At 66.5% G+C, this 13925-nt stretch carries 10 protein-coding genes and 1 tRNA gene; all 11 read right to left on the bottom strand.

Features of this window, described 5'->3' with window-relative positions; translation table 11 throughout:
- Positions 1 to 2 precede the first annotated feature (2 nt).
- Positions 3 to 77 (bottom strand) — tRNA-Arg (locus ACZ92H_RS19900).
- Positions 78 to 147: 70 nt separating this feature from the next.
- Entirely contained in the window at positions 148 to 882 is a 735-nt protein-coding gene (locus ACZ92H_RS19895) for a PEP_CTERM-anchored TLD domain-containing protein (RefSeq protein WP_465050739.1), read from the bottom strand.
- A 122-nt stretch (positions 883 to 1004) separates the two neighbouring features.
- Positions 1005 to 1397 (bottom strand): RidA family protein, encoded by a 393-nt coding sequence (locus ACZ92H_RS19890; protein WP_131373808.1) that lies wholly within the window; start codon positions 1395 to 1397, stop codon positions 1005 to 1007.
- Between the two features lie 17 nt (positions 1398 to 1414).
- A complete protein-coding gene (locus tag ACZ92H_RS19885; protein WP_465050738.1) occupies positions 1415 to 2566 on the bottom strand; it encodes an acyl-CoA dehydrogenase family protein in 1152 nt (383 codons plus the stop codon).
- Between the two features lies 1 nt (position 2567).
- Complete coding sequence (locus tag ACZ92H_RS19880; protein WP_465050737.1) at positions 2568 to 3422, bottom strand: enoyl-CoA hydratase family protein; 855 nt, start codon at positions 3420 to 3422, stop codon at positions 2568 to 2570.
- Between the two features lie 10 nt (positions 3423 to 3432).
- Entirely contained in the window at positions 3433 to 3948 is a 516-nt protein-coding gene (locus ACZ92H_RS19875; protein WP_131373811.1) for a MarR family winged helix-turn-helix transcriptional regulator, read from the bottom strand.
- Positions 3949 to 3973: 25 nt separating this feature from the next.
- Complete coding sequence (locus tag ACZ92H_RS19870) at positions 3974 to 4777, bottom strand: SDR family NAD(P)-dependent oxidoreductase (protein ID WP_131373812.1); 804 nt, start codon at positions 4775 to 4777, stop codon at positions 3974 to 3976.
- A 1-nt stretch (position 4778) separates the two neighbouring features.
- Positions 4779 to 7154 (bottom strand): bifunctional salicylyl-CoA 5-hydroxylase/oxidoreductase, encoded by a 2376-nt coding sequence (locus ACZ92H_RS19865; protein ID WP_465050736.1) that lies wholly within the window; start codon positions 7152 to 7154, stop codon positions 4779 to 4781.
- Positions 7151 to 8770, bottom strand: a complete 1620-nt coding sequence (locus tag ACZ92H_RS19860) for an AMP-binding protein (RefSeq protein WP_465050735.1) — start codon at positions 8768 to 8770, stop codon at positions 7151 to 7153. Before ACZ92H_RS19860 ends, ACZ92H_RS19865 begins: the two co-directional genes overlap by 4 nt.
- A gap of 93 nt (positions 8771 to 8863) precedes the next feature.
- Positions 8864 to 9574, bottom strand: coding sequence for a response regulator (locus tag ACZ92H_RS19855; protein ID WP_131373815.1), 711 nt, complete (start codon positions 9572 to 9574; stop codon positions 8864 to 8866).
- A gap of 86 nt (positions 9575 to 9660) precedes the next feature.
- The gene (locus ACZ92H_RS19850; RefSeq protein ID WP_465050734.1) at positions 9661 to 13872 is read right to left on the bottom strand and encodes a hybrid sensor histidine kinase/response regulator; all 4212 of its coding nucleotides are present in this window, start codon (positions 13870 to 13872) and stop codon (positions 9661 to 9663) included.
- Positions 13873 to 13925: the final 53 nt, after the last annotated feature.

The following is a 13925-nucleotide window of genomic DNA, read 5'->3' as shown; positions in this document are numbered from 1 at the left end:
CGTGGTGTCGCCAGCAGGAATCGAACCTGCATTTAAGTCTTAGGAGGACCTTGTACTATCCATTGTACGATGGCGACACGCGCAGCGGCATTATACAGGCAAGCGCCCGGCATTGACAGCGTGGCAAGCGGGCGCGCGGCGGGAAGTTCAGGCGAGGGTATCCGGACGCTGGCGGCGCCGGACCGCCAGCAGCACGCCCATGCCGGCCAGCAGCAGGCCATACGTCGCCGGTTCCGGCACCGCGCTGATCGTGAAAACCTGGATCGCGCCAAAGGTCACGTTGTTACCCTGCCAAATGGAGCCATCGAGCAGGCTGACACCCGTCGACGGCTGGCCAAGATAGTTATAGGTGTAGAGGAAGGAACTGCCGCCGTTCGTCAAATCCTGCGGCACGTACAAGTCATGCCCGTAGCCGAAAGTGGGGCCGAAGTCGGCCCGGTTGTATGTCTGGTCCTTGCCGATGCCGTCGCCGTTGAAGTACTGCTTCAGTTGCGGCAGCATGAAGCCCGCCGTCAGATTGAACAAAAAAGCCGTGCGCTGGCTGTCATCCATGGTGACATGCATGCCGTCGGTCGAGCTCCAGCTTTGCGGATTGTAGCCGCCGACCAGCCAGGTTTGTCCCGCAGCATTGGTCGCTTCCATGATGGAAAAGGTCCGCCCCTTGCCATCGGACGCCTTGTGAAAATCCAGCGAGGTATCGCCCGCCGCCTTGGTGTAAATATTCGTCAGTGCGAGAGGCCCTTCGCCGAGCCACGTCTGCAGTTGCGCCTGTTGGCTGGAAGTCAGTAGCGATGGCCCCGCATCCGCCCGGGCGCCCAGGCAAACGCATATGCCGGCCACTGCCAGCGCCAAGTTTCTTGTTGCCCTGAAATTGTTTTGCATCCTCTACCTCGACTGTCAGTATTTAAAACCGGCCTACGTTCCGGTTGCCAAATATAACACGATAGATAATGTTTTTATATTTATTATTTGGATGCCAGTATGCAACATTTCATCGCTGAAATTCAGTCGGGCAGCACCGCCGTCACCTCGATCTCCACCCGTGCCCTGTCCTCGATCAGGCCCGCCACCTGCACCGCCGTCATGGCCGGAAAATGCTTGCCGATAATGTCCCGGTACGCCACGCCGATGTGTGGATACGCCGCCACATATTCCTTCTTGTCCAGCACGTACCAGTTCATGCGCACGATATGTTCCGGCAAGGCGCCCGCCTCGGCCAGCACGGCGACGATGTTTTGCAGCGCCTGGCGCACCTGGCCCGCGAAATCATCCGTGTGGAATTGTCCCTGCGCATCCCAGCCGATCATGCCGCTGACGTACACCGTGCGCCCGCTGGCGGCGATGCCATTCGCATAGCCGCGCGGCCTGGCCCATCCTGCTGGTTGCAGCACTTGCATCGTATTCTCCTGGTTGTTCATGCGCGGCCCGCCTCGCGCAGCAGTTCGCGCGCGATGATCAGCTGCTGCACCTCGCTGGCCCCTTCATAGATGCGCAGCGCGCGGATTTCGCGGTACAGGCGTTCGACCGGATGGTCGCTGACGACGCCCATGCCGCCAAACAGCTGCACGGCCGCGTCGATCACCTGCTGCGCCGTTTCGGTGGCCGTCAGCTTGGCCATGGCCGCTTCCTTCGTCACCTTGCGGCCCTGGTCGCGCTGCCAGGCGGCGCGGTAGGTGAGCAAGGCGCAAGCGTCGATGCCGGTGGCCATCTGCGCCAGCTTGGCCTGCGTCAGCTGAAAGTCGGCCAGGGTCTGGCCAAACATCTGGCGCGCCATGGCGTGGCGCAGCGCTTCGGCATGGGCGCGCCGCGCGAAGCCCAGAGCGGCGGCGGCCACCGAGGTGCGGAAGACGTCCAGGGTCGCCATCGCCACCTTGAAGCCCTGTCCCGCCTCGCCCAGGCGCTGCGCAACGGGCACGCGACACTGCTTGAAACGCAGGCGCGCCAGCGGATGCGGGGCGATGACGGCGATGCGCTCGGCGATTTCCAGGCCAGGGTTGTCGGCGTCGACAATGAAGGCGCTGATGCCGCGCGCGCCCGGCGCTTCGCCCGTGCGCGCAAACACCACGTAAAAGTCGGCGATGCCGCCGTTCGAGATCCACGTCTTTTCGCCATCGAGCACATACGCGTCGCCCTCCAGGCGCGCGGCGCACTGCATCGCCGCCACGTCGGAACCGGCTTGCGGCTCGGACAGGGCAAACGCGGCGATGCGCTTGCCGCTGGCCACGTCGGGCAGGTAGCGCGCCTTGTTGTCCGCGCTGCCGAACAGGCCGATGGCGCCGGAACCGAGGCCCTGCATGGCAAAGGCGAAATCGGCCAGGCCGTCGTGGCGCGCCAGCGTTTCGCGGATCAGGCAAATGGCGCGCGTGTCGATGCGGCCATCGGCGCTCGTGGCATGCGCCAGCCAGCCGCCCTGCCCCAGCTGCGCCACCAGCGCGCGGCACGCCGCATCGACATCGCTGCCGTGCCCCTCGCCCAGGTGCTGCGTTGCCCAGGCGTCGAGTTCGCGCTCAAGTTCCCCATGGTGCGCCGCGAAAAACGGCCAGTCCAGATAGCTGGTATCGCGCATGTCAGTTGCCCTCGAACTGCGGTGTTTGCTTCGCCACGAAGGCGTGATAGGCGCGGTGGAAGTCGTTGGTGGCCATGCAGATGGCCTGCGCCTGCGCTTCCGCCTCGATGGCTTCATCGACGCCCATGTTCCACTCCTGTTGCAGCATTTTCTTCGTCATGCCATGCGCAAAGGTGGGTCCGCCGGCCAGGCCGGCGGCGAACGCGCCAGCCGCCTCGGCCAGTTCTTCCGGCTCGACCAGGCGATTCAGGAAGCCCCAGCGTTCGGCTTCCTGGCCGCCCAGCGAACGGCCCGTATACAGCAGTTCGGCGGCGCGGCCCTGGCCAATCACGCGCGGCAGCAAGGCGCACGCCCCCATGTCGCAGCCGGCCAGGCCCACGCGGGTAAACAAAAAGGCCGTCTTGCTGCGCGCCGTGCCGAGGCGGATGTCGGAGGCCAGCGCCAGCATGGCGCCGGCGCCCGCGCAAATGCCGTCGATGGCGGCGATGATGGGCTGCGGGCAGGCGCGCATGGCTTTCACCACGTCGCCCGTCATGCGCGTAAAGGCCAGCAGGCCTGGCATGTCGAGCTGCGTCAGCGGGCCGATGATGTCGTGCACGTCGCCGCCCGAACAGAAATTGCCGCCGCTGCCGGTAATGACCACCGCCTTGACGTCGTCGGCGCAGGCCAGCGCGCGGAACAGCTCGCGCAATTCCGCGTACGAATCAAAGGTGAGCGGATTCTTGCGCTCGGGCCGGTGCAGGGTCAAGGTGGCAACGCCGCCGTCGACGGAAAACAGGAAATGCCGCGCCGCATAGCCGGCCAGACTGGCTCGGTTGCCTGGCAGGTCTTGCGGCTGGCCGGGGAGATGACGCATGGTGCTTCCTTTATTTATCTTTATCGATGGTGTCATTGAGCTGCTGCTTCATGTGCGACAACAGCTCGATCAGCTGGCTTTTCTCGTCCGGCGCCACGCCCTGCAGCAGTTCCGTGATCCAGCCTTCGTGCACCTTGGCCATCTCGTCGAAGGCGCGCCGGCCGGCCGCGGTCAGCTTGACGCTGTACGAGCGCCGGTCCTTCGGGTCGACCACGCGCGCCACCAGCTTTTCCTGCTCCAGCTGGTCGGTGATGCCCGTGATATTGCCGCCCGTGACCATCATGCGCTTCGACAGTTCGCCCATGCGCAAGCCGTCGGGAAAGCGCTCGAGCTGCGCCATCAGATCGAAGCGGGGCAAGGTGATGCCAAAGGTGGCGCGCAGGCGCGTGCGCACCTCGTTCTCGATTTTCACCGTGCACGAGAGCATGCGCAGCCACAGCTTGAGCGACTGGTGATGGTCTTGCGTGAGCCGGCTGGCCAGGTCCAGCACCGGTGGTTCTTGCGCGTTGGCGCTGTCTTTATCCATGATCTTCCGTTGTTGCTTCAGTCAGTTACATTACTTCGCCGCCGGCGACGGCGACGGATTGTCCGTTCATGGCCGACGAGGCGGGCAGGCATAGCCACGCCACCGCATCGGCCACCTCTTGCGCCTGCACCAGGCGCTGCTGCGGGTTGGCGGCCGCCAGTTCCGCGCGCGCCGCGTCTTCGCTGCGGCCCGTCTTGCGCACGATGTTCTGCACGGCCTGCGCCACCATCTCCGTTTCCGTGTAGCCGGGACAGACGGCGTTGACGGTCACGCCGCGCGGCGCCACTTCCAGCGCCAGCGCGCGCGTCAGGCCGATCACGCCATGCTTGGCGGCGACATAGGCGCTGACATAACGATAGCCTTTCAGGCCCGCCGTCGACGCCACGCTGACGATGCGTCCCCAGCCCGCTTCCAGCATGCCAGGCATGGCGGCCTGGCAGCAGTGGAACACGCCTGTCAGGTTCACGGCCAGCATCTGCTGCCAGATGGCCGTATCCGTCTTGCCGAACGGCGCCGCATGCGCCTGGCCCGCATTATTGACGAGGATATCGATGCGGCCGAAATGCGCCCCCGCCTGCGCAAAGCCCGCCTGCACGGACGCTTCCACGGCCACGTCGAGCACGCAGATGGCGACCCTGCCCGCGTGTCCTTCCTCCTCCAGCGCGATGCGCGCCCGCGCCAGGCGCGCGCCATCGCGCCCGGCCAGCGTAACCCTGGCGCCCGCGTCCAGCAAGGCGCGCGCGCAAGCGAGGCCGATGCCGCTGCCGGCGCCCGTCACCAGCGCGTGCCGGTCCATCAATGCCGGCGTCTTCCTGTCTTGCGTCTTCATCTCATCCTTCCAGCAGCCGCGCGGCCACCTGTTGCGGGGTCAATCCCGTGCTGGCGGCGGCCAGCTGGCGTTCGCGCGCCAGGTTGCGTTCCAGCTGCAGCTGCGCCGGCCGGTACTGTTTTGGCCAGGCGGCCCCGGCGCCGCTGTAGCCGATGCGCGCCGCTTCCGTCAAAGTCCAGGCCGGGTTGGCCAGGTGCGGCCGGCCCACGGCGCACAGGTCGGCGCGCCCGGCGGCGATGATGCTGTTGGCGTGGTCGGCCTCGAAAATGGAACCGACGGCCATGCTGGCGATACCCGCCTCGTTGCGCACGCGGTCGGCGAACGGCGCCTGGAACATGCGTCCGTACACGGGCTGTTCCAGCTTGCTGACCTGCCCCGAGGAACAGTCGATCAGGTCCGCGCCGGCCTGCTTGAACAGGCGCGCGACAAGCACCGCGTCGTCGGGCGTGATGCCGCCCTCGACCCAGTCGTGGGCCGAAATGCGCACGCTCATGGGTTTATCTTGCGGCCAGGCCGCGCGCATGGCGCGGAACACGCGCAGCGGATAGCGGCAGCGGTTTTCCAGGCTGCCGCCGTAATCGTCCGTGCGGCGGTTGGTCAGCGGCGAAATAAAGCTCGACAGCAGATAGCCGTGCGCGCAATGCAGTTCCAGCCAGTCGAAACCGGCGACGGCGGCGGCCAGGGTGGCGCGCACGAAGTCCTGCTCGATGCGCGCCAGGTCGCTTTCCGTCGCCGCGCGCGCCAGTTGCGACACGCCCGGCAGGTACTGCTGTTCGGACGCCGACAGCAGCGGCCAGTTGCCCTCCCTGAGCGGCAGGTCGATGCCGTCCCACATGGGGCGCGTCGAGCCTTTCGCGCCCGCGTGGCCCAGCTGCAGGGCGATCTTCGCGTCGCTGCCGGCATGCACGAAATCGACGATGCGCCGCCACGCCTGCGTGTGCGCTTCGCTGTACATGCCGGGACAGGCGGGCGTGATGCGCGCATCGGCCGAGACGCACGTCATCTCGGCGAACACCAGGCCGGCGCCGCCCATGGCGCGTGCGCCCAGGTGCATCAGATGGTAATCGCCCGCCACGCCGTCGGCGGCACTGTACTGCGCCATCGGCGAGACGGCGATGCGGTTTTTCAGCAGCACGCCGCGCAGCTTGAACGGCGTGAGCATGGGCGGCACGGGCTGCTGCGGCAGGTCCACGCCAGCCTGCTCGGCGGCGCGCCGCGCCAGCCAGCCCTCATAGCCGGCCACGTAGCGGGGGTCGCGCAGGCGCAGGTTTTCATGCGAGATGCGCTGGCTGCGTGTAAGCATGGAATAGGCAAATTGCGGCGCTTCCATGGCGCTGTAGCGCTCCACGTTTTCAAACCATTCCATGGAATTGCGCGCCGCGCTCTGGATCTTGAGCACCTCCACGGCGCGCGCCTGCTGGTAGGCAGCCAGCGCATCGCCGGTGCCGGCATGCCGGCCAAAGCAGCGCGCCAGTTCGATGGCATCTTCCAGCGCCAGCTTGGTGCCCGAGCCGATCGAGTAATGCGCCGTGTGCGCCGCATCGCCCATCAGCACCACGGGCACGCCATCGTGTACGTGCACCCACTGGCGGCAAACGATGCGCGGGAAGGTAATCCACTGCGCCGAGCCGCGCAGGTGCGGCGAGTTGCTCAGCAAGCCGTGGCCATCGAGCTCCTCGGCAAACAGCGCCTCGCAAAAGGCGATGCCCGCTTCCTGGCTCATGGTGTCGAGTCCCGCCGCGCGCCACACATGTTCCGGCGTCTCGACGATGAAGGTCGAGGTGTCGCCGTCATACTGGTAGATATGCGCCTGGAACCAGCCGTATGGCGTCTGGCGGAAGGCAAACGTGAACGCGTCGAAACGCTTGCGCGTGCCCAGCCAGACGAAGCGGCAATGGCGCTGGTCGATCTCGGGCTGGTAGCTGGCCGCATAGCGCGTGCGGATGCGGCTGTTCAAGCCATCGCTGGCGATCACCAGGTCGGCGCCATATTCGCGCGCGATGGCCTGGTCGTCCTGCACTTCCGTCTCGAAGACGAGCTGCACGCCGAGTTCCTCGCAGCGCGCCTGCAGGATGTTGAGCAGGCGCTTGCGGCCGATGCCGCAAAAGCCATGGCCGCCCGAGCGCACGGTCTCGCCCTTGAAATGGATCTCGATATCGTCCCAGTGGTTGAACGCCTGCAGGATGGCGCGCGCCGTCGCGTCGTCGGCATTGGCCAGGTTGCCCAGGGTCTGGTCGGAAAACACCACACCCCAGCCAAACGTGTCGTATGGACGGTTGCGCTCGATGACCGTGATGCGGTGGCCGGGGTCCTGCTTTTTCATGAGCAGGCTGAAATACAGGCCGGCGGGGCCGCCGCCGATGCAGACAATATTCATGGGATATCCGTGCGAAGTTTGAAGCGCTGCAGCTTGCCCGTTTCCGTGCGCGGCAGCGCAGGCAGGAAGCGGATGGCGCGCGGATATTTATACGGGGCGATCTGCTGGCGCGCGAAGGCCTGCAGTTCGGCCGCCAGCGCCTCGCTGGCCCGGCAGCCATCCTTGAGCACCACGTGCGCCTCGACGATCTGGCCGCGCTCGTCATCGGCGCGCCCGACCACGCCGCATTCGGCCACGGCCGGATGGCGCAGCAGCGCCTCTTCCACTTCCGGACCGGCGATGTTGTAGCCGGCCGAGACGATCATGTCGTCGCTGCGCGCCCGGTAATAGAAATAGCCGTCGCCATCCATCTCGAAGGTGTCGCCCGTCAGGTTCCAGCCATGCTGCACGTACTCGCCCTGGCGCGCATCGGCCAGGTAGCGGCAGCCGGTCGGGCCCTTCACGGCCAGGCGCCCCGTCACGCCAGGCGGCTGCGCCACGCCATCATCGTCGACGATGCAAGCCTGATAGCCGGGAATGGCCTTGCCGATGGCGCCGCGGCGGATGCCGTCGCCGGTGGCGGAAATAAAAATGTGCAGCATCTCGGTGGCGCCGATGCCATCCGTCATGGCCAGGCCCGTCGCCGCCTGCCAGGCATCGCGCGTGGCCAGCGGCAGCGCCTCGCCGGCCGACACGCAGAGGCGCAGGCTGCGCAAGTCGTGCTGCGCGGCCAGCGGCGCCATCTGGCGATAAAAAGTGGGCGCCGTGAAGCAGATCGTGGCGGCGTACGCGTCGATCGCCTGCAGCAGGGTATCCGGCGTGAGCTTTTCCAGGAGCACCGTGGCCGCGCCGAAGCGCAAGGGGAACAACAGCAAGCCGCCCAGGCCGAAAGTGAACGCCAGCGGCGGCGTGCCGATGAAAATATCGTCGGGGCGCACCTGCAGGATGGAGCGGGGAAAGCAGTCGCAGATGGCCAGCAGGTCGCGGTGCATGTGCATCGTGCCTTTTGGCACGCCCGTCGTGCCCGAGGTAAAGCTGATCAGGCAGACGTCGTCGGCCGCCGTGTTGTGCGCCGTGAAGGGCGTGTCGTGGGCCGCCATGCGCTGCTCCAGCGGCGCGCCATCGGCGCCAAAGCACAGCATCGGCGGCAAGCCGGGCAAGCCATCGAGTTCCGCGCGCAAGCCTTGCGCGCACAGCACGGCGTTGACTTCGGCCTTGGCCAGGATGGTGGACAATTCGCGCGCGCGCAGCAGCGGCATGGTGGGCACGGCGATGCAGCCGGCCTTCAGCACGGCCAGCAGGCAAGCCGCCATCATGGGCGTATTCGCGCCGCGCAGCAGCACGCGGTTGCCGGGGATCAGGCGCAGATCGGTGCGCAGCACGTGGGCGATGCGGTCGACCTGGCGCAGCAGGCAGGCATAGCTCCAGCGCTGGCCACCGGCATGGATGGCGGTGCGTTCGCCGCCACCGCCGGCGACCGCCGCGTCGAGCAGCGCGGCGACGCAATTGAGGCGCGGCGGGTACTGCAGCTGCGGCAGGTCGAAGCACAGCTCTGGCCACAGCGCGCGCGGCGGCAGGTGCGCGCGCGCAAAGTCATCCTGGGGCGTGGCGGTGGTAGGCGAAGGGTCGCTGCTCATGCTCATCCTGGCTGGTGGCGGGCGAGTGCAAGCGGCCCGGAAGCAGATACTTTAAACCTAAAGTATTTTTCCGGCAAGGGGAAAACAGCGGATTCAGTCAGCGCCGTCCTGCTCGCCAAGCAGGCGCATTTGCTGCGCCACGCTGCGTGCCACCGCCCCCAGCGCCATCTGCATCTGGCCGCCATCGAGCACCTTCGCCTGCAGCAGGGCCAGCATGGCAGCCTCCGCGCCGTGCAGCCCCAGGGTGCGGCAGCCCAGGTGCAGCCGTTCCAGCTGCTGGCGCGCCAGCACCGGTTCGCCGCGCGACAGCAAGGCTTCGACCTGTTCTTCGGCCACGCCGACCTGGCCCTGGAAGCCCGTCAGATAGGCCAGCAGGCGCTCGCCGTCGATGCCCAGGCGCTGCGCCGTCGCCAGTGGCGCCTCGGCCGGCAATGGCGCCACGTCGAAGCAGGCGTCGATATGCTGGCGCACCTGCTCCTGCTGGAAGGGCTTGACGATGTAGCCGGCGGCACCGGCCTGCACGGCGTCACGCACCGTATCGTGATCGTTCGCCGACGACACCAGCACCAGCGGCATGGCATCGAGGGCGCTGTCGGAGCGGATCTTTTGCAGCAGCTCCATGCCCGACAGGCGCGGCATGCGCAAGTCGCAGAAGCACAGCGCCGGGCGCAAGCCGCCTTCGAGCTGCTCCCACGCGGCCGCGCCATCCTCGGCCTCCACGATATCGTGCACGCCACAGCTGTCGATCAGGTGCATCAGCACCATGCGCGAAACGACATCATCGTCAACCACCAGTACTTTCATTCCAGTCTCCATTGCCGGCACTATCGGATGCCTGCCGCGTATTCTACCCAGTTTCCCGCCATTTCCCATGACTGAACTTGCCTATTTTACATTTCCTTGCCGGGAATGGCGATTTGCGCCAGCAGTGCGCGCAGGTGCGGCAGGTGCAAGGCCACCTGCGTCCAGCGTCCGGCGTCCGCCGCTTCCTCCATTTCCGTGCACAGCATGTGCAGTTCCGTCTCGTCGAGATAGGCGGCGCTGCCCTTCAAGCCGTGCAGCAGGCGCCCCGCCCCATCCTGGTCCTGCGCGGCCAGGGCGGCATCGAGTTCGAGCAGGCGTCCTTCCAGATCGGCGACGAAGGCGACGCGGATGCGGCGTTGCAGGTCGCCGCCGCGGCCGGCTTGGGTTGGTGACGACGACAGCGGCACCGTGCGCGCCTTGGGCGCGACGCCGAACAGCGCATCGAGTTCGGCCTGGCCGCGCGCCACGTTGCGCGGCACGCTGGACGGCATGCGCGGCAGCATGAAGCCGCGCTGCAGCTGGCGCTCGATGGCGCGCGCCAGCAAGCCATGCAGCGCCGCCTCGTCCACCGGCTTGCTGAGGAAATCATCCATGCCCACGCCCAGGTAGCGGCTGCGGTCCTCTTCGCTGGCATTCGCCGTCAGGGCCACGATCATCAGTTCCTGGTCGCGCACCGGCTGGTCCGGCCAGCCGCCCACGCGGATCAATCGCGTCGCCGTGGCGCCATCCATCTCCGGCATGCGCCCGTCCATCAGGATCAGGTCATAGCGCGTATGCACGCAAGCCGCCACGGCCAGCATGCCATTGGCCACCACGTCGACGCGGTGGCCCAGTTCTTCCAGCATGACGCGGATGATGATCTGGTTGGTCGGAAAATCTTCCGCGCACAGCACGCGCAGCTGGTGGCTGTGCGGCGCCAGCGCCACCTGCGGCACCAGCGGCGGCGCCACGCCATCGGCCAGCGGCAAGGTGAAACTGAACGTGCTGCCCTGCCCCGGCGTGCTGGCCACTTCGATCTCGCCCTCCATCAGCTCGACGAGCTGGCGGCAGATCGCCAGGCCCAGCCCCGTGCCGCCGTAGCGCCGCGTGGTGCTGGCGTCGGCCTGCTCGAACTTCTGGAACAGGCGCACCATCGCATCGGCGTCGATGCCGATGCCGCTGTCGCTGACGGTAAAGCGGATCAGGTTGACCTGGCGTCCGCCATGGCTGCTGGCCAGGCCCGCGCGCTCGACGCAGACGCTGACGGCGCCGCGCTGGGTAAACTTGAAGGCATTGCCAACCAGGTTGACCAGCACCTGGCGCAAGCGCGTCGGGTCGCCCACCACGAAGGGCGGCAGGTCGGGCGCGAAATCGATGGCGAAACCGATGCTGCGCGCGGCCGCCTGCTCCTCGAACAGGCTGACGACATTCTCGATCGCCGCGCCGAGCGCGAAGTCGATGTTTTCAATACTCAGCTTGCCCGCTTCGATCTTGGAAAAATCGAGCAAGTCATTGATGATCACCAGCAGCGACTGGGCATTGGCCTGGCCGCGCAGGATCTGCTCGCGCGTGGCGTCGTGCAGCTGTTCGTCGCGCAGGGCAAAGCCCAGCATGCCGATCACGCCGGCCAGCGGCGTGCGCATTTCATGGCTCATGTTGGCGAGGAATTCCGACTTCTGCCGCGTCGCATCCTCTGCCTTGCGCTTGGCCTGGCGCAGGCTTTCCTCGTTCTTTTTCAGGCTGCTGTTGGCTTGCGCCAGCTCGTCCGACTGCGCCAGCACCTCGATTTCCTTGATCTGCAGCTCGGCATTCTTTTGCGACACCTCGGCCGTGCGTTCACTGACCTGCTTTTCCAGCTCATTTTGCTGCTGCCGCACGGCGCGCATGCGCTGGCGGTAGATGCCATAGCCGGCGCCCAGCAGCAGCGCCGCCACCAGGGTGCGGAACCACCAGGTTTTCCAGAACGGCGGCAGGATGGTGATGGCCAGGGTGGCGCCGCTCTCGTTCCACACGCCGTCCTTGTTGGCCGCCTTCACGCGAAACACGTAATTGCCCGGATCGAGGTTGGTGTAGGTGGCGAAGCGCCGTCCCGCATTCGTCATGACCCAGTCCTGGTCGAAGCCTTCGAGCCGGTAGGCGAACACATTGCGTTGCGGCGCGGCGAAATGCAGGGCCGCGAACTCCAGCGAAAAGACGCTCTCGCGGCTGGTCAGGCTCAGCGTGCGCGTATGGTCGATGGCCGTCTTGAGCACCTGCGCGAATTCGCCGCGGCCGATGCCCACCGGCTTGTTAAAGATCTGCAGTTCCGTGATGGCCACCAGCGGCGGCACGCGGTTGTCGTGGATATCCTGCGGCATGAATGCCGTCATGCCGTTAAAGCCGCCGAAATACATGGTGCCGTCGGCCGCGCGCAGGGCCGCGCCGTCGAAGTACGAGCCTTCCACCGTGCCGTCGGCGCTGTCGTAATTGCGGAACAAGCCGCTGCGCGTGTCGAGGCGCGTGATGCCGCTGTTGGTACTGAGCCATAGCTGCTCGTTGTCGTCGCCGAGAATGCTGGCGACGGCATCGTCGGCCATGCCATCCTTGCGCAGGTAGCGGCGGAAGCGGATCTCGCCCTTCGCCCCCACGTCCATGCGGTTCAGGCCATTGGCCGTGCCCACCCACAGCACGCCGCGCTTGTCCTCGTGCAGGAAATGCACCTCGTCGTGGCTCAGGCTATGCGGGTTTTGCGGATCGTGGCGGTAGTGGCGGAAATGGCCGGTGGCGCGGTCCAGCAAATCGAGGCCGTGGAAGGAGCCGATCCACAGCTGGCCCTTGCGGTCTTCCAGCACGGGACGCACCATGTTGTCGGACAGGCTGTTGGGATTGGCAGGATCGTGGCGGTAGGTGGTGAAACGCTTGCTAACCGGGTCGAAGTGATGCACGCCGCCGCGCGTGGACACCCACAGCATGCCGCTGCGGTCGCTGACGACATTGCGGATGGTATCGCTGTTCGGATCGCTGGCGGCGAAACGCGTGGTAAAGAAGCGCCGCAGCGCCGGGTCGAAGCGGTGCAAGCCCGTGGAGCCGCCCACCCACAAGGTGCCGTCCGGCGCCTTGTACAAGGTCGTCACCTGCTCGTCGCGCGACATGCCGGGCGCGCTGCCCAGATCGAACAGCTGCGAGCTGCCGTCGCGCGTGTCATACAGTTTCAGGCCGCCCTTGGTGGCCAGCCACAGCTTGCCGTTGCCCGCGTCGGCCACCGCCCGCACCTTCTTGTCCGCCAGCGCCCCCACGTCGCCCGGCGCGCGCGCCATGCGCGAAAAACCGCCGCTGCCCAGGTCGACGCGGCTCACGCCGTTGTACCAGGAACCGACCCAGAAGGTGCCTGCGCGGTCGCGGTACAGCGACGACAGCTGGTTGTCGGCGACGCTGAACTTGTCGCCCGTCTGGTGGCGGTACTGCAGGAAGGAGTCGCTCTCGGGCAGCCAGCGGAACAGGCCGTCGGCATTGCTGCCCAGCCAGATGGTGGCATCGACATCCTGGTACAGGCTGGCCACGCGGATGGCGGAAAAGCCATGCTTCTCGCCGAAGCGCACGCGCGCCTGCGGCGGCTGGTCCGCCCCGCCGAGACGCCAGCGCTCGACGCCGGCCATGGTGCCGATCCACAGATTCTGCTGGCGGTCGACCAGCAGCGACTGGATCACGTTGTACTTCGAGGCGGCATCCGCATCGATGGCGAAATGCTCGAAGCGCTCGCTGCCCGGCGCCAGCATGTCCAGACCCGTGACGGTGCCGATCCACAGGCGCTTTTGCGCGTCCAGCGCCAGGGCCTTGATCTCGTTGTCGCCCAGGCTGTGCGGGTTGCCCTCTTCATGGTGCCAGGTGCGGAAACGGCCCGTGGCGGGATCGAAATGCTGCAGGCCGTCCGCCGTGGCGATCCAGAAGCCGCGTGCGCCATCGTCGAGGATGGCGCGGATATGCCGGTTGCCGTTGCCGCGGCGGCTCTTTTCCGCCAGTCCGTAGTGGATGAAAGTCTGGCTGGCCGCATCGAAGCGGTCCAGGCCATTGTCCGTGCCGATCCACAGCTGGCCCTGGCTATCGACATGCAGCTGGCCCACCCAGTTATCGGCCAGGCTGGTCTTGTCGCCCTCGATATTCTTGTAGACCACCATGCGGTAGCCATCGAAACGGCTCAGACCGGACTGGCTGCCGAACCACATGAAGCCTTGCCGGTCCTGCGCGATGGCCAGCACCGATTCCTGCGCCAGGCCCTGTTCGACGCTGAGCTGGTCGAAACGCAGGGTGGGCGCAGGCGCGGCCCCGGCCCAGCTACTCAACAGTAGACTGAATAACAACATCACATCGCAAGCACGTCGGAATACCAGCACAA

The sequence above is a fragment of the Janthinobacterium foliorum genome (assembly GCF_978021625.1).
Note: the sequence above shows the minus strand (reverse complement) of the source record. Positions and strands in the feature narration are given on the sequence as shown.

Bases quoted from the DNA above. Each gene is read 5' to 3' on its own strand.
- ACZ92H_RS19895 (WP_465050739.1), bottom strand. From the start codon at position 882: ATGCAAAACAATTTCAGGGCAACAAGAAACTTGGCGCTGGCAGTGGCC.
- ACZ92H_RS19890 (WP_131373808.1), bottom strand. From the start codon at position 1,397: ATGCAAGTGCTGCAACCAGCAGGATGGGCCAGGCCGCGCGGCTATGCG.
- ACZ92H_RS19885 (WP_465050738.1), bottom strand. From the start codon at position 2,566: ATGCGCGATACCAGCTATCTGGACTGGCCGTTTTTCGCGGCGCACCAT.
- ACZ92H_RS19880 (WP_465050737.1), bottom strand. From the start codon at position 3,422: ATGCGTCATCTCCCCGGCCAGCCGCAAGACCTGCCAGGCAACCGAGCC.
- ACZ92H_RS19875 (WP_131373811.1), bottom strand. From the start codon at position 3,948: ATGGATAAAGACAGCGCCAACGCGCAAGAACCACCGGTGCTGGACCTG.
- ACZ92H_RS19870 (WP_131373812.1), bottom strand. From the start codon at position 4,777: ATGAAGACGCAAGACAGGAAGACGCCGGCATTGATGGACCGGCACGCG.
- ACZ92H_RS19865 (WP_465050736.1), bottom strand. From the start codon at position 7,154: ATGAATATTGTCTGCATCGGCGGCGGCCCCGCCGGCCTGTATTTCAGC.
- ACZ92H_RS19860 (WP_465050735.1), bottom strand. From the start codon at position 8,770: ATGAGCAGCGACCCTTCGCCTACCACCGCCACGCCCCAGGATGACTTT.
- ACZ92H_RS19855 (WP_131373815.1), bottom strand. From the start codon at position 9,574: ATGAAAGTACTGGTGGTTGACGATGATGTCGTTTCGCGCATGGTGCTG.